Source organism: Leclercia sp. G3L, from assembly GCF_021117075.1.
Taxonomy (GTDB): Bacteria; Pseudomonadota; Gammaproteobacteria; order Enterobacterales; family Enterobacteriaceae; genus Enterobacter; species Enterobacter adecarboxylatus_C.
Genome location: NZ_CP088265.1, coordinates 3,938,319 through 3,957,404 on the forward strand (window position 1 = coordinate 3,938,319; position 19,086 = coordinate 3,957,404).

The window sequence follows — 19,086 nt, forward strand, 5'->3', positions numbered from 1 at the left end:
CTACTACATTGACGACATGAATAAGCATACTGAACACGATACACGCGAACACCTTCTGGCCACCGGCGAGCGGCTGTGCATGCACCGCGGGTTTACCGGAATGGGGTTGAGCGAACTGCTGAAAACCGCCGATGTGCCGAAGGGGTCGTTCTATCACTACTTCCGCTCCAAAGAGGCGTTTGGCGTTGCTTTGCTGGAGCGCCACTATGCGGGCTACCATCAGCGTCTGGCTACGCACTTCGCCAGCGGCGAGGGGAACTGTCGCGATCGTGTTCTGGCTTATTACCAGGAGACGCTGGCTCAGTTCTGTGCTCAGGGCATTATCAGCGGCTGTCTGACGGTTAAACTCTCAGCCGAAGTGTGCGATCTTTCCGAAGATATGCGCACGGCGATGGATAAAGGCGCCACGGGCGTGATCGCCCTGCTGGCGCAGGCGCTGGCGAAAGGGCGTGATGAAAAGTCACTGACCTTCGTCGGCGAACCGCTCACCCAGGCCCAGGTGCTCTACTCCCTGTGGCTGGGCGCTAACCTGCAGGCCAAAATATCCCGCAGCGCGCTGCCGCTGGAGAGCGCGCTGGACCATGTTAAGAACATCCTTGCAACGCCTGGCGTATAACAGGCGTTTTTATTTAGCTAATTACTAGACGACCGGTCTACTCAGGAGCCACTATGTCAGCCGAAAAATTATTCACCCCGCTTAAAGTGGGCGCGATCGTTGCACCCAACCGTGTCTTTATGGCACCCCTTACCCGTCTGCGCAGCATCGAGCCGGGCGATATTCCAACGCCGCTGATGGGTGAATACTATCGCCAGCGCGTCAGCTCGGGCCTGATCATCTCTGAAGCCACCCAGATCTCCGCACAGGCCAAAGGCTATGCGGGTGCCCCTGGCCTGCACAGCCCGGAACAGATCGCGGCGTGGAAGAAGATCACCGACGGCGTGCATGCCGAAGAGGGTCGCATCGCGGTCCAGCTGTGGCACACCGGTCGTATCTCTCACAGCAGCATCCAGCCTGGCGGCGAGGCTCCGGTTTCTGCTTCTGCCCTCAATGCGGGCACCCGCACCTCCCTGCGTGATGAAAACGGCCATGCGATCCGCGTCGACACTACCACGCCGCGCGCGCTGGAGCTGGACGAGATCCCGGGCATCGTTAACGATTTCCGTCAGGCGGTCGCCAATGCTCGTGAAGCCGGTTTCGACCTGGTCGAACTGCACGGTGCCCACGGCTATCTGCTGCACCAGTTCCTGTCACCGTCTTCTAACCAGCGTACCGACCAGTACGGCGGCAGCGTAGAGAACCGCGCCCGTCTGGTGCTGGAGGTGATTGATGCCGTATCACAAGAGTGGAGCGCCGATCGCATCGGGATCCGCGTTTCGCCAATCGGATCCTTCCAGAACGTCGACAACGGCCCGAACGAAGAAGCCGACGCGCTCTACCTGATTGAAGAGCTGGCAAAACGCGGCATCGCCTATCTGCACATGTCTGAGCCAGACTGGGCCGGCGGCGAGCCTTACACCGACGCCTTCCGCCAGAAAGTGCGCGACGTTTTCCCGGGCGTGATCATCGGTGCCGGTGCCTATACGCCAGAGAAAGCAGAAGATCTGATCAACAAAGGGCTGATTGACGCCGTAGCCTTTGGCCGCGCCTACATCGCCAACCCGGATCTGGTGGCGCGCCTCGAGCGCAAGGCCGAGCTGAACCCGCAGCGTCCGGAGAGCTTCTACGGCGGCGGCGCGGAAGGTTATACCGATTATCCTTCTTTATAATCCCTTCATTGATAGCGGCGACAATTCGCCGCTATACTAAAACATCGTTTCTGTTCAAGATGATAAAAAGCTAAGAGGATAATATGCGCCTACTTCACACCATGCTGCGCGTTGGCGATCTGCAACGTTCCATCGAGTTCTACACCAATGTGCTGGGCATGACCCTGCTGCGCACCAGCGAAAACCCGGAATACAAATACTCCCTCGCCTTTGTCGGTTACGGCGAAGAGAGCGAAGAAGCGGTGATTGAGCTGACTTACAACTGGGGTGTTGATAGCTACGAGCTGGGTACCGCCTACGGCCATATCGCGCTGGAAGTGGATAACGCCGCGGAAGCCTGCGAGCGTATCCGTAGCAACGGCGGCAACGTCACCCGTGAAGCGGGTCCGGTTAAAGGCGGCACTACGGTGATTGCGTTTGTCGAAGATCCAGACGGTTACAAAATCGAACTGATCGAAGCCAAAGACGCCGGTCGCGGTCTGGGCAACTGATCCTGACGGGCGCGCCATGCGCCCGTTGTTTTACTGCATCCCATTGCAAAATTTGCCATAATGCCCACTGCTTTTTTCCCCTTGTAAGAGATCCAGATGTCCGATAACGCTCAACTTACCGGTCTGTGCGACCGTTTTCGTGGTTTTTATCCTGTCGTCATTGATGTCGAAACCGCTGGATTTAATGCCAAAACCGATGCGCTGCTGGAAATTGCCGCCATCACGTTGAAAATGGATGAGCAAGGCGATCTTCTGCCGGACTCCACGCTGCATTTCCACGTCGAACCTTTCGAAGGGGCGAACCTGCAGCCGGAGGCGCTGGCGTTTAACGGCATTGATCCGCATAACCCACTGCGCGGGGCGGTCAGTGAATATGAGGCGCTGCATGCCATTTTCAAAATGGTCCGCAAGGGCATGAAAGACCAGAACTGTAATCGCGCGATTATGGTGGCGCATAACGCGACCTTCGATCACAGCTTTATGATGGCCGCCGCCGAGCGCGCCTCCCTGAAGCGTAATCCGTTCCACCCGTTTGTGACCTTCGATACCGCCGCATTAAGCGGGCTGGCGCTGGGGCAAACCGTGCTGTCGAAGGCCTGCATTACCGCCGGTATTGAGTTTGATGGCACCCAGGCGCACTCTGCCCTGTACGATACCGAGCGCACCACGGAGCTGTTTTGTGAAATTGTGAACCGCTGGAAACGCCTTGGCGGCTGGCCGCTGCCGGAAGCCGACAGCAACGCATAAAAAAAGCGACCTTGTGGTCGCTTTTTTATTTACCGGGCCCGGTAAATCACTCGGCGCCTGGCTCTTCAGATTTGTATTTCGCAGCCGTCTCTTTGATCAGCTGTTGCAGTTCACCGCGCTGATACATTTCAATCAGGATGTCGCAACCGCCAACCAGCTCACCGTCAACCCACAGCTGTGGGAAGGTCGGCCAGTTTGCGTATTTTGGCAGCTCAGCGCGGATATCCGGGTTCTGCAGAATATCAACGTAAGCAAAACGTTCGCCACAGGCAGACAGCGCCTGGACCGCCTGAGCGGAGAAACCACAGCTTGGCAGTTTCGGAGAACCTTTCATGTACAGCAGGATCGGGTTTTCAGCAATCTGCTGCTGAATTTTTTCAATAGTAGTGCTCATGTTTTGCTTCCTTTAACTTCTGTTACGGCAATCGTCTGACATTGTAGCGTTTCAGACCGACAACGGAAAATAACATTTTTGTCACTTATATGATTTTACCGCGCGTCCCTTAAAGATGCATTTAGAACCTAACTTATCGCGAGATTACCTGCGGTTTTGTTCACCTAATGCACAAAACGCCGCTGCGAAATTGTGATTTTTTGCGCTCGCTAACGAAACACAGTTTTAGATGCAAAAAGTTTATTAACGTTGGGCCTTTTTATAGATTAGAATCGACGAGTTTTGTAAATCATAAGTAGGTTTATTTATAACCTGCAATTACCAGGGGATTGCCAGTGGCGCGAATAAATAAATTCTCGATCACGCTCTGTGCTTTGCTGTTTACTTCTCTCACATTCACGCCGGTGGCTAACGCCTCAGAGCAGGCGCGGCCTTCTGCCGCGCATAAAACGCATCTGGCGAAAGCGACCGAACCTAAGAAAAAAAGCAGTACCAGCAAAACCACAAAAAAAGAGAGCACCAGTAAAAAGAGCAGCACCAAAAAAAGCCTCGCTAAAACACAGTCAACGCATTCCAGCAAAAAAAGCCGCACCACCTCCCGCAACGCCAGCAGAACCACGCAAACCGCCTCCCGCGTTGTGACAGAAAAATGCACCACCCGTAAAGGGCGTAAAGCGCAGTGCGTAAAAACCAGCAAGACCACGACTCTTGCCGAAGCGCATAAAGTCCGGGTGCAGAAAGCGCAGAAAACGGCAATGAATAAGCTGATGGGCCAGATCGGCAAACCTTATCGCTGGGGCGGTTCCTCTCCGCGTACCGGCTTCGACTGCAGCGGTCTGGTTTATTATGCCTATAAAGATCTGGTTAAATTCCGCATTCCGCGCACCGCTAATGAAATGTACCACCTCCGTGACGCCTCTCCGGTCGATCGCGGTGAGCTGGAGAGCGGCGATCTGGTGTTCTTCCGCACCCAGGGCCGTGGTACCGCCGATCACGTTGGCGTGTACGTGGGTAACGGCAAATTCATTCAGTCCCCGCGTACCGGCCAGGACATTCAGATCACCTCCCTCAGCGAAGACTACTGGCAGCGTCATTACGTCGGCGCACGTCGCGTGATGAAGGCCAACACCCTCCGTTAATCCCCTGCCCCGCCGGTACGCCTGCGGGGTAAGTTCCTCTTTTGCATAATCTTTCAATTTGCTACTCTATCCCTTCATTCAGTAGGGCTATTGAATGGATCACTATAATAAGGAGAGAAGCAATGTCGTTTGAATTACCTGCATTACCGTATGCAAAAGACGCCCTGGCCCCGCACATCTCTGCGGAGACCCTGGAGTACCACTACGGCAAACACCACCAGACCTATGTCACCAACCTGAACAACCTGATCGGCGGTACCGCCTTTGAAGGGAAAACCCTGGAAGAGATCGTACGCACGTCAGAAGGCGGCGTGTTTAATAACGCCGCTCAGGTGTGGAACCATACCTTCTACTGGCACTGCCTGGCGCCCAATGCCGGCGGCGAACCGACGGGTGAACTGGCGGCAGCCATTACTGCTGCGTTCGGCAGCTTTGCGGAATTTAAAGCGAAGTTTACCGATGCGGCGGTGAAGAACTTTGGCGCAGGCTGGACCTGGCTGGTAAAAGAGGCCGACGGCAAACTGGCGATCGTCTCTACGTCTAATGCGGGAACGCCGTTAACCACCCGCGCTATTCCGCTACTGACCGTCGACGTCTGGGAACATGCGTATTACATCGATTACCGTAATGCGCGCCCGAATTACCTCGAGCATTTCTGGGCGCTGGTAAACTGGGAATTTGTGGCGAAGAACTTCGCGGCATAATAAAAACGCCGAAGGGAACTCCTTCGGCGTTATTTTTATTCGGTAGCGCAAACCGGCTCGGGTTGTTTTCGTTCCGAGGCAAAGACCAGAATAAGCCCCAGGCCTGCAATAATGGCCCCCATCACCGGAACAAAGCTGTAGCCCATCCCGCTGGAAATGACCGCCCCACCGGCCGCCGCCCCCAGCGCATTCCCGAGGTTAAAGGCACCAATATTCACCGACGACGATAACCCCGGCGCATCGCTGGCCACGCGCATGACGCGCATCTGCAAAGGCGGTACCACCGCAAAGGTCGCCATGCCCCACACCACCATCGCCACGGCCGCGCCCACTTCATTACGCGCCAGCCACGGAATAGCCAGCATGATGACGATCAGCAGGAGTAAAAAGCCTTTCAGGGTGCCGCTCACGGATTTGTCCGCCAGCTTGCCGCCCAGGTAGTTGCCAATGGAAAAACCGACGCCAATCAGCACCAGCATGGCGGTGATAAAGGCCGGAGTCGCCTGGTTGATGTCATGCAGCACCGGGGCAATGTAGGTATAGAGGGTGAACATCGCCCCGGCTCCGAGGACGGTAGTCAGCAAGGCAGACAGCACCTGCGGACGCAGCAGCACCGCCAGCTCTTTGCGCACCTCCGGTTTTTCGCCCGCCCCGCCAGCCGGCAGGGAGAAGAACAACGCAATCATCGAAACCACGCCCAGCAGCGCGGTCGCCAGGAAGGACATCCGCCAGCCAATCGCTTCGCCCATCCAGGTTGCGGCCGGCACCCCACCGATATTGGCGATGGTGAGGCCCATAAACATGGTGGCGACAGCGCTGGCCTGCTTATGCTTCGGCACCACGCTGGCGGCGACTACCGACCCGAGGCCAAAGAAGGCGCCGTGGTTCAGGCTGGTCAGAATACGCGACAGCATCAGGGTGGTGTAATCCGGCGAGAGCGCCGACAGGACGTTACCGACGGTAAAGATCGCCATCAGGAAGATCAGCGCATTGCGACGCCCGCGATGGGACAGCAACAGGGTCATCAGCGGCGCACCCACCATCACGCCGATGGCGTAGGCGCTGATCAGCATGCCCGCAGCGGGAATAGAGACATCTACCCCCCGGGCAATAACCGGTAGCAGGCCCATCGGGGAAAATTCGGTTGTGCCGATACCAAAGGCGCCAATGGCCAGGGCCAGCAGCGGAAAATTGATTCTCATACTTCAACTCCAGACACCGTGTCGTCAGGCGACACAGAACAATGAAGGCGAAAGCATGACACCAATCACAAAAAATGAGAAGTTAACAATTTGGCAAAAGATTTTTGCAGGGCGCGTAACAATCAGCGGAAGGAACGAGGGAGAGCTGACCTCTCCCGCATCAATCAGTGCAGTGCCGCCGTCAGACCGCTGGCAACAATCAGACTCAGAACAATAATGGTGGTAATCAGCGAAAACTTAAGATCGGTACTCATCAATTTTTCTCCTTTTAATCACCCTATTAAGAGTGAGCCTGCTCATTTTTACACAGTTCAGGGTAAAAATCTTGCTGGATTTAGATTGATATCGGTTTTTGCTCTTCCCCTTTTGGCCAAGATAAGACAAAATTCCACGCTAAATTTATTAGCGTACCGGCCATTGACCCCCTCCTGACGTCCTGTGTCGTTTTCCCGGCGTACCGCAATTCAAATTGCGCAATTAGGGCGAGTGAAGGCAAACGTTTACCTATTGGTTTTTCAGGAGCTTAGATATGGTCTGGAGTGACATCTGATGGCAACAATTAAAGACGTGGCGAAACGCGCAAACGTTTCCACTACAACCGTATCACATGTTATTAACAAAACCCGCTTTGTTGCGGAAGAGACCCGCAACAACGTCTGGGCGGCCATTAAAGAGCTGCACTACTCTCCCAGCGCCGTGGCCCGCAGTCTGAAGGTGAATCACACCAAATCGATCGGCCTGCTGGCGACCAGCAGCGAAGCGCCCTATTTCGCAGAAATTATTGAAGCAGTAGAGAAGAACTGCTTCCAGAAAGGCTACACCCTGATCCTCGGCAACGCCTGGAACAGCCTCGAAAAACAGCGGGCCTATCTGTCGATGATGGCGCAGAAGCGCGTCGACGGTCTGCTGGTGATGTGTTCCGAATACCCGGAATCCCTGCTCACCATGCTGGAAGAGTACCGCAATATTCCAATGGTAGTGATGGACTGGGGCGAAGCGAAGGCCGACTTTACCGACTCGGTAATCGATAACGCCTTCGAAGGCGGCTACATGGCCGGTCGTTATCTGATTGAACGCGGCCACCGTGAAATCGGCGTGATCCCCGGAGCGCTGGAGCGCAACACCGGGGCCGGGCGTCTGGCGGGCTTTATGAAAGCGATGGAAGAGGCGTTAATCACGGTGCCGGAAAACTGGATCGTGCAGGGCGACTTTGAGCCGGAGTCCGGCTACCGCGCCATGCAGCAGATCCTCTCCCAGAGCCCGCGTCCGACCGCCATCTTCTGCGGCGGGGATATTATGGCAATGGGTGCACTCTGTGCCGCCGATGAGATGGGCCTGCGCGTCCCGCAGGACGTTTCGCTGATCGGGTATGATAACGTGCGCAACGCCCGCTTCTTTACCCCGGCGCTGACCACCATTCACCAGCCGAAAGATTCGCTGGGTGAGACCGCCTTCAACATGCTGCTGGACCGCATCGTCAACAAGCGTGAAGAGTCCCAGTCCATTGAGGTGCATCCGCGCCTGATTGAACGCCGTTCCGTCGCGGACGGACCGTTCCGCGACTACCGCCGTTAATCCTCTCCGGGAGTCAGTACCTCTGGCTCCCGCAGCCACTCCCGGTTCATCGTTTCACTGTCTCCCAGATAATCCAGCAGCCAGGCCAGGGCCGGTGACATATCGTTTTGTTGCCAGGTCAGGCAGCACGCCGCATCCGGGAAGGGATTTTCCAGCGACAGCGCCACCCATTTGCCGCTGTCGATCCACGGACGGGCAAAGTGCACCGGCACCATCCCCACGCACAGCCCGGCCGAGAGGCAGGTGGCTGACGATTCCCAGTCCGGGGTGACGATCCGCCGCTGGTTATCCAGCAGCCAGGTGATGCGTTTCGGCAGCGAGCGGGAAGTGTCTTCGCGCACCAGCGAGGGCCAGTTGCGCAGGGTATCATCGCTGAGCGGCCCTTCCATGGCGGCCAGCGGATGATGGCTGGCGACCACGCAGATCCAGCTCAGCGTACCCATATCGCGAAACGCATAGCGCCCCCCGACCGGGATCGCCTGGGTGGCGCCGATCGCCATTTCCACCCTGCCGTCCGCCAGCGCGTCCCAGACGCCGTTAAAGACCTCCTGGGACACCCGCAGCTCGACGTCCGAAAAGTGGCGGTAAAAATCGACAATCATCTGTCGGGTACGCTCGGGGCGGACGATATTGTCCACCGCAATGGAGATATGTCCGCGCCAGCCGTTGGCAATCTGCTGGCACTGTTCGCGGGTGATCTGCATTTTTTTGATAACAGACCGTCCCTCTTTCAGAAACCACATCCCGGCAGGGGTAAGCTCCACGTCACGGTGACGCCGCTCAAACAGCGGCACCGCCAGCCACTCTTCCAGTTGACGCACGGTGTAGCTGATGGCGGACGGAACGCGATGCAACTCCTGCGCGGCTCCGCTGAAGCTGCCGTTACGGGCGACGGCATCCACCACTTCAAGAGAATATTCTGACCACATTTTCTGCCTGCAAAATTTTTGAATGCAACCGCCAAATATTAGCGTTTCACAAGCGGGTTTGCACTCCCTACACTCAGCGGCTACCCAAACCTGCGCCCAAACGGAGAATAGAACAATGACACCCGGGAAAGGATTTTTAGTCTGGCTCGGCGGCTTAAGCGTGCTGGGCTTCCTCGCCACCGATATGTACCTGCCTGCCTTCTCGATCATGCAGGAGGATCTGCAAACCCCGGCGGCGGCCATCAGCGCCAGCCTGAGCCTGTTCCTGGCGGGCTTTGCCTTTGCCCAGCTGCTGTGGGGACCGATGTCCGACCGCTTCGGCCGTAAGCCGGTACTGCTGGCAGGGTTAGCCATTTTCGCCCTCGGCTGCCTCGGTATGCTGTGGGTCCGGGATGCCACCTGGCTGCTGGTGCTGCGCTTTATCCAGGCGGTGGGGGTTTGTGCCGCAGCGGTCACGTGGCAGGCGCTGGTAACCGACTACTATCCGGCTTCGCGCACTAACCGTATTTTTGCCACCATCATGCCGCTGGTCGGACTCTCTCCGGCGCTGGCGCCGCTGCTCGGCAGTTGGATCCTTGCCCACTTCAGCTGGCAGGCGATTTTTGCAGTGCTGTTTGTTATCACCCTGGTGCTGATGATCCCGGCTTTCAGCCTGAAGCCAGCGGCAGTGAAAAATGAACAACCTAAACAACGCGTCACCTTTTTATCGCTGTTACGTTCGCGCACCTACCGCGGCAATGTGCTGATTTACGCCGCCTGCTCTGCGAGCTTCTTCGCCTGGCTGACCGGCTCGCCGTTTATCCTCAGCGATATGGGTTACAGCCCGGCGGCGATCGGCCTGAGCTACGTGCCGCAGACCATCGCCTTCCTGATTGGTGGCTATGGCTGCCGTGCCGCGCTGCAGAAATGGCAGGGTCACCAGATGCTGCCGTGGCTGCTGGGCCTGTTTGCCCTCAGCGTGATCGCCACCTGGGCCGTTGGGTTTATCCCTGGCGTGGGCCTGGTTGAGCTGCTGATCCCCTTCTGCCTGATGGCGGTGGCAAACGGCGCGATCTACCCGATTGTGGTGGCGCAGGCCCTGCGTCCCTTCCCGCAGGCGACCGGCAGCGCTGCCGCCCTGCAGAACACCCTTCAACTGGGCCTTTGCTTCCTGGCGAGCCTGATGGTGTCGTGGCTGATTGCCACCCCGCTGCTGACCACCACCAGCGTGATGGTAGCAACCGTGGTGCTGGCGGCGCTTGGCTATCGGATGCAGTACGTGCGCGCAGAACAGCAGGATGACAGGCTGCAGGCCGGGTCTTCACAGGCATAACGGGCGAGTTGATTAGCATGCTAACAATATCCTGTTGAATCACTACCCTATCAGTCCTATACTGACTGAAGCGTTCTGATAAATACTAAAAATATTAAGTGTTAACGGGAGCCGGAGTGCTCCCGTTTTACCATGGATGGCCTTTCGGCAAGGGTCCTCTCCCTTCCTCTGTTCTACGTCGGATATTAGCCTCACGGGTCACGCCGTGAAATTTCTCACTCTCCATAAAGAGCGTCTACGCTATTTATGGATTCTGATCACATCAGGTGATGGAGAAGCTATGAGTTCATCGTGTATAGAAGAAGTCAGCATCCGGAATGATGACTGGTTCCGGATAGTCAATGAATTGCTGAGCCGCGCGGGTATCACCATCAACGGCCCGGCATCCTCCGATCTACAAATTAAACACCCCGATTTTTTTAAACGCGTCCTGAAGCAGGGCTCGCTGGGTCTTGGCGAGAGCTATATGGACGGCTGGTGGGAGTGTGAGCGGCTGGATATCTTTTTCAATAACGTCCTGCGGGCGGGCCTGGAAACACAGCTGCCCAGCCACCTCAAGGATACGCTGCGGATCGCCACTGCCCGCCTCTTCAACCTGCAGAGTAAAAAGCGTGCCTGGATCGTTGGTAAAGAGCATTACGATCTCGGCAATGACCTGTTCAGCCGCATGCTCGACCCCACCATGCAATACTCCTGCGGTTACTGGAAAGAGGCGACCACCCTCGAACAGGCCCAGCAGGATAAATTACGTCTTATCTGCGAAAAACTGCAGCTGAAACCCGGCATGCGGGTGCTCGACATTGGCTGTGGCTGGGGCGGGCTGGCGCATTTTATGGCGCATCACTATGGCGTCAGCGTGGTGGGTGTGACCATCTCTGCTGAACAGCAAAAAATGGCTCAGGCGCGCTGCGAGGGGCTTGATGTCACCATCCTGTTGCAGGATTACCGCGACCTGCGCGATCAGTTCGATCGCATCGTCTCCGTGGGGATGTTCGAACATGTCGGGCCGAAGAACTACCGCACCTATTTTGAGGTGGTGGATCGTAACCTGAAGCCGGATGGTCTGTTTCTGCTGCACACCATAGGTTCACAAAAAACCGACCATCGCGTCGACCCGTGGATCGATAAATACATCTTTCCGAATGGCTGTTTACCTTCAGTTCGCCAGATTGCAAATGCCAGCGAACCCCATTTTGTAATGGAAGACTGGCATAATTTCGGCGCTGATTACGATACCACCCTGATGGCATGGCATGAACGTTTTCTCGCCGCCTGGCCGGAGATCGCAGACAACTATTCCGAACGATTTAAACGGATGTTCAGCTATTACCTGAATGCCTGTGCCGGAGCGTTTCGCGCCCGCGATATTCACCTGTGGCAGGTGGTGTTCAGCCGCGGCGTGGAGCACGGCCTGCGGGTGGCGCGCTAAAAAAAACACCCCGGCATGCCGGGGTGTTTTTTTATCACGCGTCGTTAAGCGTCTGTTGGATGGCTGCTGCCTCTTTGGCTGCCAGCACGCGCTCTACGGTATCGACCACCGCCTGGGTTTGCGGATCGATTTCAATATTGACCCGATGGCCCAGCTTTTTATTGCCGAGTGTCGTGCGCTGCAGCGTCTCCGGTATCAGGTGAACGCAGAAACGGGTTGGCGTCACTTCACCCACCGTCAGGCTGATGCCGTCCACGCCAATAAATCCTTTATAGAGGATGTATTTCATTAACGACGGATCCTGAACTTTAAACCAGATCTGGCGGTTATTTTCTGAGGTCAGGATTTTAGAAATTTCAGCCGTGGTCATAATATGGCCCGACATTAAATGCCCGCCGATTTCGTCGCTGAATTTTGCCGCGCGTTCCACGTTAACAATATCACCCTCGGCCAGGTCGCCAAGGTTGGTGATACGCAGCGTTTCCTTCATTAAATCGAAACTGATCAGGTTACCGTTAATTTCGGTGACCGTCAGACAACAACCGTTGTGCGCAACCGATGCCCCGGTCTCCAGCCCATCGAGCATCTCATCCGGCAGGGCGACAACATGGGTTCGGAAGTTGGGTTTTTCATCAATGGACACCAGTTTCGCGGTGCCCTGCACAATACCAGTAAACATGCTTACGACTCCTGTTTGTTCCTTCGGTGATGACACCGTTTTATCGCACCACAATAACAGTTGAAAATAGAGGTTGCCAGTACCCCACCTTTTCTGGCGATTTTTTCACTAGATAATTAGCCTATCCCCGCTACAATAGCTGGAATTCCCCGCATCTTCTTCTTGCTGTTTTTTCGCAGCGGCTTTTTCTCTTTCAAATAACAACAATATCAAAGGTGTTCACGTGCAGAAGTACTTGATTGAAGCGCGTCAGTTATTAGCTCTGGCGATCCCGGTAATACTGGCGCAAATTGCCCAAACCTCGATGGGATTCGTCGATACCGTGATGGCGGGTGGCTACAGCGCCACCGACATGGCTGCGGTAGCCATCGGTACCTCTATCTGGCTGCCGGCGATTTTATTTGGACATGGCCTGCTGCTGGCGCTAACCCCTACTATTGCCCAGCTGAACGGCTCCGGGCGCCGGGAGCGTATTGCCCATCAGATCCGCCAGGGGTTCTGGCTGGCCGGTTTTGTCTCGGTGCTGATCATGATCGTCCTGTGGAACGCGGGCTATATTATTCACGCCATGCGCAATATTGATCCGGCCCTGGCGGATAAAGCCGTTGGGTATTTACGCGCCCTGCTCTGGGGGACGCCAGGTTATTTATTCTTCCAGGTAGCGCGTAACCAGTGCGAAGGTCTGGCGAAGACCAAACCGGGCATGGTGATGGGGTTCATCGGGCTGTTAGTGAATATTCCGGTGAACTACGTCTTTATTTACGGTCATTTCGGCATGCCGGAACTGGGCGGCGTCGGCTGCGGCGTGGCAACGGCAGCGGTGTACTGGGTGATGTTCTTCGGCATGCTGTCTTATGTAAAGCGCGCCCGTTCCATGCGCGATATTCGCTACGAAGCCGGTTTCAGCAAGCCGGACATGGCGGTAGTGAAACGTCTGGTACAGCTGGGTCTGCCTATCGCTCTGGCGCTGTTCTTCGAAGTGACGCTGTTTGCGGTAGTGGCGCTGCTGGTCTCCCCGCTGGGGATTGTCGACGTGGCCGGTCACCAGATAGCCCTTAACTTCAGCTCCCTGATGTTCGTACTGCCGCTGTCGCTGGCCGCCTCCGTGACCATTCGCGTCGGGTATCGCCTCGGCCAGGGCTCAACCCTGGATGCGCAAACCGCCGCCCGCACCGGGATTGGCGTCGGGGTGTGCATGGCGGTGTGCACCGCACTGTTCACCGTCACGCTGCGGGAGCAGATCGCCCTGCTCTATAACGATAATCCGGAAGTGGTGATCCTTGCCTCTCAGCTGATGCTGCTGGCGGCGATATATCAGATCTCCGACTCCATTCAGGTGATCGGCAGCGGCGTGCTGCGTGGCTATAAAGATACCCGCTCGATCTTCTTTATCACTTTTATCGCCTATTGGGTGCTGGGGCTGCCGAGCGGTTATATTCTGGCCCTCACCGACCTGGTGGTGGATCGGATGGGGCCTGCCGGCTTCTGGATGGGCTTTATTATCGGCTTAACCTCTGCCGCAATCATGATGATGCTGCGCATGCGCTTCCTGCAGCGCCAGCCATCCAGCGTGATTTTGCAACGCGCTGCACGCTAATTGCGCAGTAGCCGCCCGCGGGCGGCTACTTTCTCCGCATTTTGCGCGGGAATACAGCAATCGCGTGAATTCGTGAAGAAATTTGCAGTTTTCCTCTTGCCTGATGCCCGCGCTGCCGCTAATATTCGTCCCCGTTGTCACACACAACAATGCGTTCATAGCTCAGTTGGTTAGAGCACCACCTTGACATGGTGGGGGTCGTTGGTTCGAGTCCAATTGAACGCACCATTCTCTACAGTGCGTCCGTAGCTCAGTTGGTTAGAGCACCACCTTGACATGGTGGGGGTCGGTGGTTCGAGTCCACTCGGACGCACCATTTCAGTTAGTCCTCAGTTATTCTTTTTTATCTCTCTTATAAATCACCCTGTTGTCACACGTTTTTTATGCTTCCCGCATTCCGTACTTATGCCGCTGACACACCGCACAGCGTTCTGTTTCCGGATCAAAGGTATAAAAAGCCCGCTGACAGCATCGGCAGGTTTTTTGAATCCACGGAAAGTGCAACACCCTGTTTTCACCCACCTGTCTGTGGATGCGAATCGCGTCCACGGGGCAGACCACGGCGCAGCTGTTGCAGCCGGTACAGGATGACGACGAGAACGTCAGCGCCCCCTCGCCCCGGCTCAGCGCCTTCTCCATACAGACCCTGGCGCAGGCCCCACAGACCGTGCATTGCGCTCGATCCAGCGACAGCTGATATTCGCTGAGTGCTGAAAAAGTCTGACGACGGGCCCGAACCCCGACGCTCACGGTGGATGACTGGACGTCCACTTCGCGAACCTTAATAAAGTGTCGCCTCCCGGTGTTGATCGCTTTTCGCTGCGGCGCAACGATCTGCCAGACAGGGGCATTCAGTTCCCGAAGCCGGATATTCAGGGCTGCGACGGCGCGCACCCAGCCGGGAAACGCATCCATCTCCATTTCCACCGCCCGGATCCCGTGCTGCTGATGCCACATCAGCAATTCCTCTACGGACGGCTCCAGCGTGGAAAAAGGCGCAACCAGCGTCGATGCCGTAAAGTGGCGGGTTTCAGGCCGAATGTTTTGCAGCGCATCCGCCGGACAGACGAACAGGCAGCGGCCGCATTGCAGGCATTCAGCCTCGTTAATCACCGGCGTGGTGGCAGGGGCGGTAATGGCCTGCACCGGGCACGCCACCATACACGCCTGACAGTCGTGGCGGGGAAGCTGTTTGCGCAAGCAGGACTCCCCCACGCCGGGCGGCGCGGGGATCTGCGTCAGGCGAAAGCGCGCCATCAGTTAATGCAGAAGAACATAAAGCGGAACAACACTTCAGACAGCACCAGCAGCAGGCTACCGACCATCAACCCGAACTTGCCCTGACGCCATGCGCTTACCGCAAACAGCAGCGCCCCGACCGCGGATAAAGTCCAGCTCAGCAGCCGCAGACCGCTTAGCCGGGTGAAGATCTCCATCGGCTGGTGCGGCAGGGTGATAACGCCGCTCAGGCTGGCACTTGCCAGATGAGCCATATAGTCCGGCTGTGCCAGCAGACGTATGGCGACAATCGCCACCACCATCGCCGCCGCGAAGCGCATCACTGACTGTCGCTCCCGGGCCACGGAGCGTGCTTTGAGCATCGGCAGCCATGCCAGCGCCACCGCGCCCAGCACGCCAACGGCACCGTAGAACATCAGCCAGGTGTTGAAATGGCTCCAGGTAATGACGGAGGTATGAGCATAGATCGCACTCATGCACCAGACGTCAATCAGCCCCAGCACGGCGGCCAAGGGCAGTAACAGCGGGATCAGCTGCTTTCTGACCAGCATCACCAGCGTGCAAAGCCCAAGTGCAGCCAGATAGAGGCTGGCAAAGACGATCTCACGGCTCAGCCATGAGCTGGCGACGTGGCGCAGGGCATTAAACGCGTTGAGCGGATAGCCGAGGTGCAGGGTGGAAACCATCAGCCCCAGGCCGCCGGCAATACAGGCTATCAGCATGCCCGGCAGCAGCTGGGGTTTGACCTCCGGCACGCGCGATCCCGCCCGGGCAGATAGCGTCAGGAAGAGGGTCATGCCAACCGAGCCTTGTACCAGCAGGGTAAAAATCAGAAGCGGTAACTCATGCATGCGGCTGTTCCTCTTTTTCTGCACCCTGATGCGGTTTAATCACCAGATTGGGCTGAGTAATGGACGACGCCGGCAGGCCCTGCACGTCGCAGAGATTGCCATACTTCGCGCGCAACTCCTCGATCGGCCCGAACTGGATCGCCCCCAACGGGCAGGTGGCGACGCAGATCGGCTGTTCGCCTTTGGCCTGCAAATCCACGCAGAAATCGCATTTTGACATCTGCCCGGCCTCCTCATTCATCTGCGGCGCGCCGTAAGGGCACGACCAGGCGCAGTAGCCGCAGCCGACGCATTTGTTGGTATCGACGCGGACAATGCCATCCCCCGGGCGCTTATGCATCGCCGTGGTCGGGCAGTTTTTGGTGCAAATCGGATCCGCGCAGTGGTTGCAGGAGATCGACAGGGTGAAGGCATAGACGTTATTGGCATAGCCCCCCTGTCCGGTCGGGATAAAGCCGCCGCCCTTCACCTCATAGACGCGACGGAAACGTCGCCCCACCTCGAGGTTATGCTTGTCTTTACAGGCCACCTGGCAGGCTTTGCACCCGGAGCAACGTGATGAGTCAATGAAAAAGCCAAGCTGCTTATCGCTGACCGGTGGGTATTCCTTATACTGCTGGCTCATACTTTGCGACCTCCACAAGCATGGTTTGATGAGAATTGCCTTTCGCAAGCGGAGTAATACGTGCGGAGCTCAGAACGTTGGCACACCCGCCGTGATCGACGCCGTCGGCATCCGGCTGCCACCAGCCCCGGCCTGCATGGCGACCACCCCAGGCATAATGCGCTGGGTCACCTCCGCCGGCACCTGGCAGACCCCGCGCTGGTTGTGAATGCGCACGCTGTCCCCCTGGCGGATCCCCCGCTGCTGGGCATCCATCGGGTTGATCCACAGTTTCTGGACCTGCACTTCCTGCAGCCAGGGGTTGGCATACTGCGTGGAGTTGGCGCGGTTCTTTCCTTTCCAGGTGATCAGCTGGAGCGGGAACTGTTTCGCGAGCGCATCTTCCGGGCCTTCGTGTGCCGGAACGTAATGCGACAGCGCCGGGATTTCCGGGTTGTTCATGTCGTACAGACGCTTCGAGAAGATCTCAATTTTCCCGGACGGCGTCGGGAAGGGGTGATTCTGCGGATCGCGGATGTTGTCTTCAAAGGCCACATACGGCTTGCTTTTGAAGAGGTGCTGACGTTTTTCCCGCAGCTCAGCGAACGTCGGCAACTGCTCATCCGGCATGGAGAGGCGGGTCTGCTCCCAGATATGTTCAATCCACTCCTGCTCGGTGCGGCCTTCGCTGAACTGCGGCTCAATCCCCAGCTTAGCGGCCACTTCACGCTGCCAGTCATAGTCAGAGCGGCGTTCAAACTCCGGCTCGATCAGCTTTTCCGACAGGATCAGGTAGCTTGCCGTCCCCCAGGTTTCCCCGATGTTCCAGCGCTCCATAAAGCTGGTTTCCGGCAGCAGCAGATCCGCATAGCGGGCGCTCGGGGTCATGTAGAGATCGCTGGCGACGATAAACTCGATCTTCGACTCATCCTCCAGCACCTTCACCGCCTGATGCAGATCCGGGTTCTGGTTCGCCAGGTAGTTGCCCGCCAGCGAGAAGAGGATACGGATATTGCTGTTGAGTTTATCCGCCCCTTTGAGCCCCGCTTCCGCCGTCACTTTGCTGGCATCATCGGCGGCCTGCACCCAGTTCATGATCGAGATGCTCTCTTTGACCGGGTTGTCCGGCATCTCCGGGCCCGCCGCGAATTTACGATTGCCGCAGCCGCCGTATCCCGCCGCCCAGCCGCCTTTGATGCCGACATTGCCGGTAAGAGTCGCCAGCAGCGTCGAACCGCGGGCGGTACGCTCGCCACAGTTGTGTCGTTGAGGCCCCCAGCCCTGAATCAACGCCGCCGGTTTGGTGTTAGCGTAATCCCGCGCCAGCTGGCGAATCGTTTGTGCCGGAACACGGGTGATCTTTTCCGCCCACTCCGGGGTTTTGACCTGACCGTCTTTATCCCCCATCAGGTAAGCCACCAGCGACTCGTTGGCGGGCACGCCTTCCGGCATGGAGGCCTCGTCGAAGCCCTGGGTATAGCGTTCGATAAAGGCTTTATCGTGCAGGTTTTCGCTGACGATAACGTACATCATCGCGTCCATCAGCGCGTTGTCGGTGGCTGGCAGCAGCGGGATCCACTCATCGGCCAGCGACGCCACGGTATCGGAATAACGCGGATCGACGACGATAAAGCGAGTGCCGTTCTGTTTCATCTGCTGAAAATAGTGGTTGGTGTGGCCGAAGATCGTTTCGGTCGGGTTGTGTCCCCAGAGGATAACCAGCTTCGTGTCGGCCAGGGTATCCAGCGAGTTACCGCTGGCGGCCGTGCCGTAGGTATAGGGCGTCGCGGCGGCAGTGTTGCCCATGCTCACCGAGTGGTAATACTCCAGATAGCCTCCGGTGAGATTGAGCAGACGACGCATCATTTTATCGCCGGAGAAGGTGCCCCCGCTGGTGGCGGTATTGTTGTGCACAAAGCGGCACGCCGGGCCATATTTGGCGGTGATGCGTTGCAGGTTGTCGGCGATAAGCGTGGTGGCTTCTTCCCAGGAGATGCGTTCAAACTTCCCCTCCCCCCGTTTACCGACGCGCTTCATCGGATATTTCAAACGATCCGGGTGATAGACAAACTTGCGATAGCTCCGGCCGCGCACGCAGGCGCGCATCACCGGCATCTGCGGATCGAGCGCGTTATCCGGGCGAGTGGTGATCTGTGTCACCACGCCGTCCGCGACGTGGGCGCGAATATCGCATTTACCGCCACAGTCGAAGGTGCTGCAGGTCTGGACGACGCGTTCTGCGCTCTCCGCGGACGCCTGCGCCGTACCGGCAGCGGTTTTCGCGGCCATTGCTTTACCGGACATGACAAAGGGCAGCGTCACCAGGGCTGAGCCCGCCTTGAGCAGGCCTCTGCGCGTGATTTCGGGAAAAAGCGCCTCCCTTTTTTCTTTGCGTTCTGACATGTTGTACCCTCTCAAAAAAGAGGT

The 19,086-nt window shown here is 57.2% G+C and carries 18 protein-coding genes, 2 tRNA genes and 1 pseudogene; 12 read left to right on the top strand and 9 right to left on the bottom strand.

Features of this window, described 5'->3' with window-relative positions; translation table 11 throughout:
• Positions 1–16 precede the first annotated feature (16 nt).
• The 4 genes from LRS40_RS20340 to rnt all read left to right on the top strand — a co-directional run bounded on the left by LRS40_RS20340 (position 17) and on the right by rnt (position 3,005).
• The gene (locus LRS40_RS20340; RefSeq protein ID WP_231312509.1) at positions 17–616 is read left to right on the top strand and encodes a TetR/AcrR family transcriptional regulator; all 600 of its coding nucleotides are present in this window, start codon (positions 17–19) and stop codon (positions 614–616) included.
• A 53-nt stretch (positions 617–669) separates the two neighbouring features.
• Positions 670–1,767, top strand: a complete 1,098-nt coding sequence (locus LRS40_RS20345; protein WP_142489231.1) for an alkene reductase — start codon at positions 670–672, stop codon at positions 1,765–1,767.
• A gap of 83 nt (positions 1,768–1,850) precedes the next feature.
• A complete protein-coding gene (gene gloA, locus LRS40_RS20350) occupies positions 1,851–2,258 on the top strand; it encodes a lactoylglutathione lyase (protein WP_142489230.1) in 408 nt (135 codons plus the stop codon).
• A 96-nt stretch (positions 2,259–2,354) separates the two neighbouring features.
• Positions 2,355–3,005, top strand: a complete 651-nt coding sequence (gene rnt, locus LRS40_RS20355) for a ribonuclease T (protein WP_142489229.1) — start codon at positions 2,355–2,357, stop codon at positions 3,003–3,005.
• A 46-nt stretch (positions 3,006–3,051) separates the two neighbouring features.
• Here rnt and grxD read toward each other — a convergent pair whose 3' ends face one another.
• Positions 3,052–3,399 (bottom strand): monothiol glutaredoxin 4, encoded by a 348-nt coding sequence (gene grxD, locus LRS40_RS20360; protein ID WP_032617810.1) that lies wholly within the window; start codon positions 3,397–3,399, stop codon positions 3,052–3,054.
• A 335-nt stretch (positions 3,400–3,734) separates the two neighbouring features.
• Between grxD and LRS40_RS20365 the strand changes: the two genes are divergently transcribed.
• Together LRS40_RS20365 and sodB are read left to right on the top strand one after the other, a co-directional pair.
• A complete protein-coding gene (locus LRS40_RS20365; RefSeq protein ID WP_142489228.1) occupies positions 3,735–4,538 on the top strand; it encodes a C40 family peptidase in 804 nt (267 codons plus the stop codon).
• A gap of 122 nt (positions 4,539–4,660) precedes the next feature.
• Entirely contained in the window at positions 4,661–5,242 is a 582-nt protein-coding gene (gene sodB, locus LRS40_RS20370) for a superoxide dismutase [Fe] (RefSeq protein ID WP_231312510.1), read from the top strand.
• Positions 5,243–5,277: 35 nt separating this feature from the next.
• Here sodB and LRS40_RS20375 read toward each other — a convergent pair whose 3' ends face one another.
• Positions 5,278–6,444, bottom strand: a complete 1,167-nt coding sequence (locus tag LRS40_RS20375) for an MFS transporter (RefSeq protein WP_142489226.1) — start codon at positions 6,442–6,444, stop codon at positions 5,278–5,280.
• A gap of 164 nt (positions 6,445–6,608) precedes the next feature.
• Positions 6,609–6,698, bottom strand: a complete 90-nt coding sequence (locus LRS40_RS20380; RefSeq protein ID WP_106993692.1) for a YnhF family membrane protein — start codon at positions 6,696–6,698, stop codon at positions 6,609–6,611.
• A gap of 295 nt (positions 6,699–6,993) precedes the next feature.
• Here LRS40_RS20380 and purR point away from each other — a divergent pair, with 295 nt between their 5' ends.
• Complete coding sequence (gene purR / locus LRS40_RS20385) at positions 6,994–8,019, top strand: HTH-type transcriptional repressor PurR (protein ID WP_142489225.1); 1,026 nt, start codon at positions 6,994–6,996, stop codon at positions 8,017–8,019.
• On the opposite strand, the gene punR is transcribed toward purR, so the two are convergent.
• The gene (gene punR / locus LRS40_RS20390) at positions 8,016–8,948 is read right to left on the bottom strand and encodes a DNA-binding transcriptional activator PunR (protein ID WP_156263633.1); all 933 of its coding nucleotides are present in this window, start codon (positions 8,946–8,948) and stop codon (positions 8,016–8,018) included. The two genes, purR and punR, sit on opposite strands and share 4 nt — an antisense overlap.
• A gap of 115 nt (positions 8,949–9,063) precedes the next feature.
• Here punR and punC point away from each other — a divergent pair, with 115 nt between their 5' ends.
• Both punC and cfa read left to right on the top strand, forming a co-directional pair.
• The gene (gene punC / locus LRS40_RS20395) at positions 9,064–10,260 is read left to right on the top strand and encodes a purine nucleoside transporter PunC (RefSeq protein ID WP_231312511.1); all 1,197 of its coding nucleotides are present in this window, start codon (positions 9,064–9,066) and stop codon (positions 10,258–10,260) included.
• Positions 10,261–10,540: 280 nt separating this feature from the next.
• Positions 10,541–11,689 carry a cyclopropane fatty acyl phospholipid synthase gene (cfa, locus tag LRS40_RS20400; RefSeq protein WP_142489222.1) on the top strand — a complete coding sequence of 383 codons (1,149 nt, stop codon included), beginning with the start codon at positions 10,541–10,543 and terminating at the stop codon, positions 11,687–11,689.
• Positions 11,690–11,723: 34 nt separating this feature from the next.
• Here the strand turns inward: cfa and LRS40_RS20405 are convergent, their stop codons facing one another.
• The gene (locus tag LRS40_RS20405; RefSeq protein WP_142489221.1) at positions 11,724–12,368 is read right to left on the bottom strand and encodes a riboflavin synthase subunit alpha; all 645 of its coding nucleotides are present in this window, start codon (positions 12,366–12,368) and stop codon (positions 11,724–11,726) included.
• A gap of 223 nt (positions 12,369–12,591) precedes the next feature.
• Here LRS40_RS20405 and mdtK point away from each other — a divergent pair, with 223 nt between their 5' ends.
• The 3 genes from mdtK to LRS40_RS20420 all read left to right on the top strand — a co-directional run bounded on the left by mdtK (position 12,592) and on the right by LRS40_RS20420 (position 14,281).
• Positions 12,592–13,965, top strand: coding sequence for an MdtK family multidrug efflux MATE transporter (gene mdtK / locus LRS40_RS20410; protein ID WP_142489220.1), 1,374 nt, complete (start codon positions 12,592–12,594; stop codon positions 13,963–13,965).
• A 151-nt stretch (positions 13,966–14,116) separates the two neighbouring features.
• Positions 14,117–14,193: transfer RNA gene (locus LRS40_RS20415), tRNA-Val, on the top strand.
• Positions 14,194–14,204: 11 nt separating this feature from the next.
• Positions 14,205–14,281: transfer RNA gene (locus tag LRS40_RS20420), tRNA-Val, on the top strand.
• A gap of 65 nt (positions 14,282–14,346) precedes the next feature.
• On the opposite strand, the gene LRS40_RS20425 is transcribed toward LRS40_RS20420, so the two are convergent.
• From LRS40_RS20425 to LRS40_RS20440, 4 genes and pseudogenes are all read right to left on the bottom strand, one after another.
• Positions 14,347–15,222: a 4Fe-4S binding protein gene (locus LRS40_RS20425; protein ID WP_142489219.1), complete on the bottom strand. Its 876-nt coding sequence runs from the start codon at positions 15,220–15,222 to the stop codon at positions 14,347–14,349.
• Positions 15,222–16,055 (bottom strand): DmsC/YnfH family molybdoenzyme membrane anchor subunit, encoded by an 834-nt coding sequence (locus tag LRS40_RS20430; RefSeq protein WP_156263630.1) that lies wholly within the window; start codon positions 16,053–16,055, stop codon positions 15,222–15,224. Before LRS40_RS20430 ends, LRS40_RS20425 begins: the two co-directional genes overlap by 1 nt.
• Complete coding sequence (locus tag LRS40_RS20435; protein WP_142489217.1) at positions 16,048–16,680, bottom strand: DMSO/selenate family reductase complex B subunit; 633 nt, start codon at positions 16,678–16,680, stop codon at positions 16,048–16,050. The genes LRS40_RS20430 and LRS40_RS20435 overlap by 8 nt, the downstream gene beginning before the upstream one ends.
• A pseudogene (locus LRS40_RS20440) lies at positions 16,664–19,062 on the bottom strand (DMSO/selenate family reductase complex A subunit). Before LRS40_RS20440 ends, LRS40_RS20435 begins: the two are co-directional and overlap by 17 nt.
• Between the last annotated feature and the right edge of the window lie 24 nt (positions 19,063–19,086).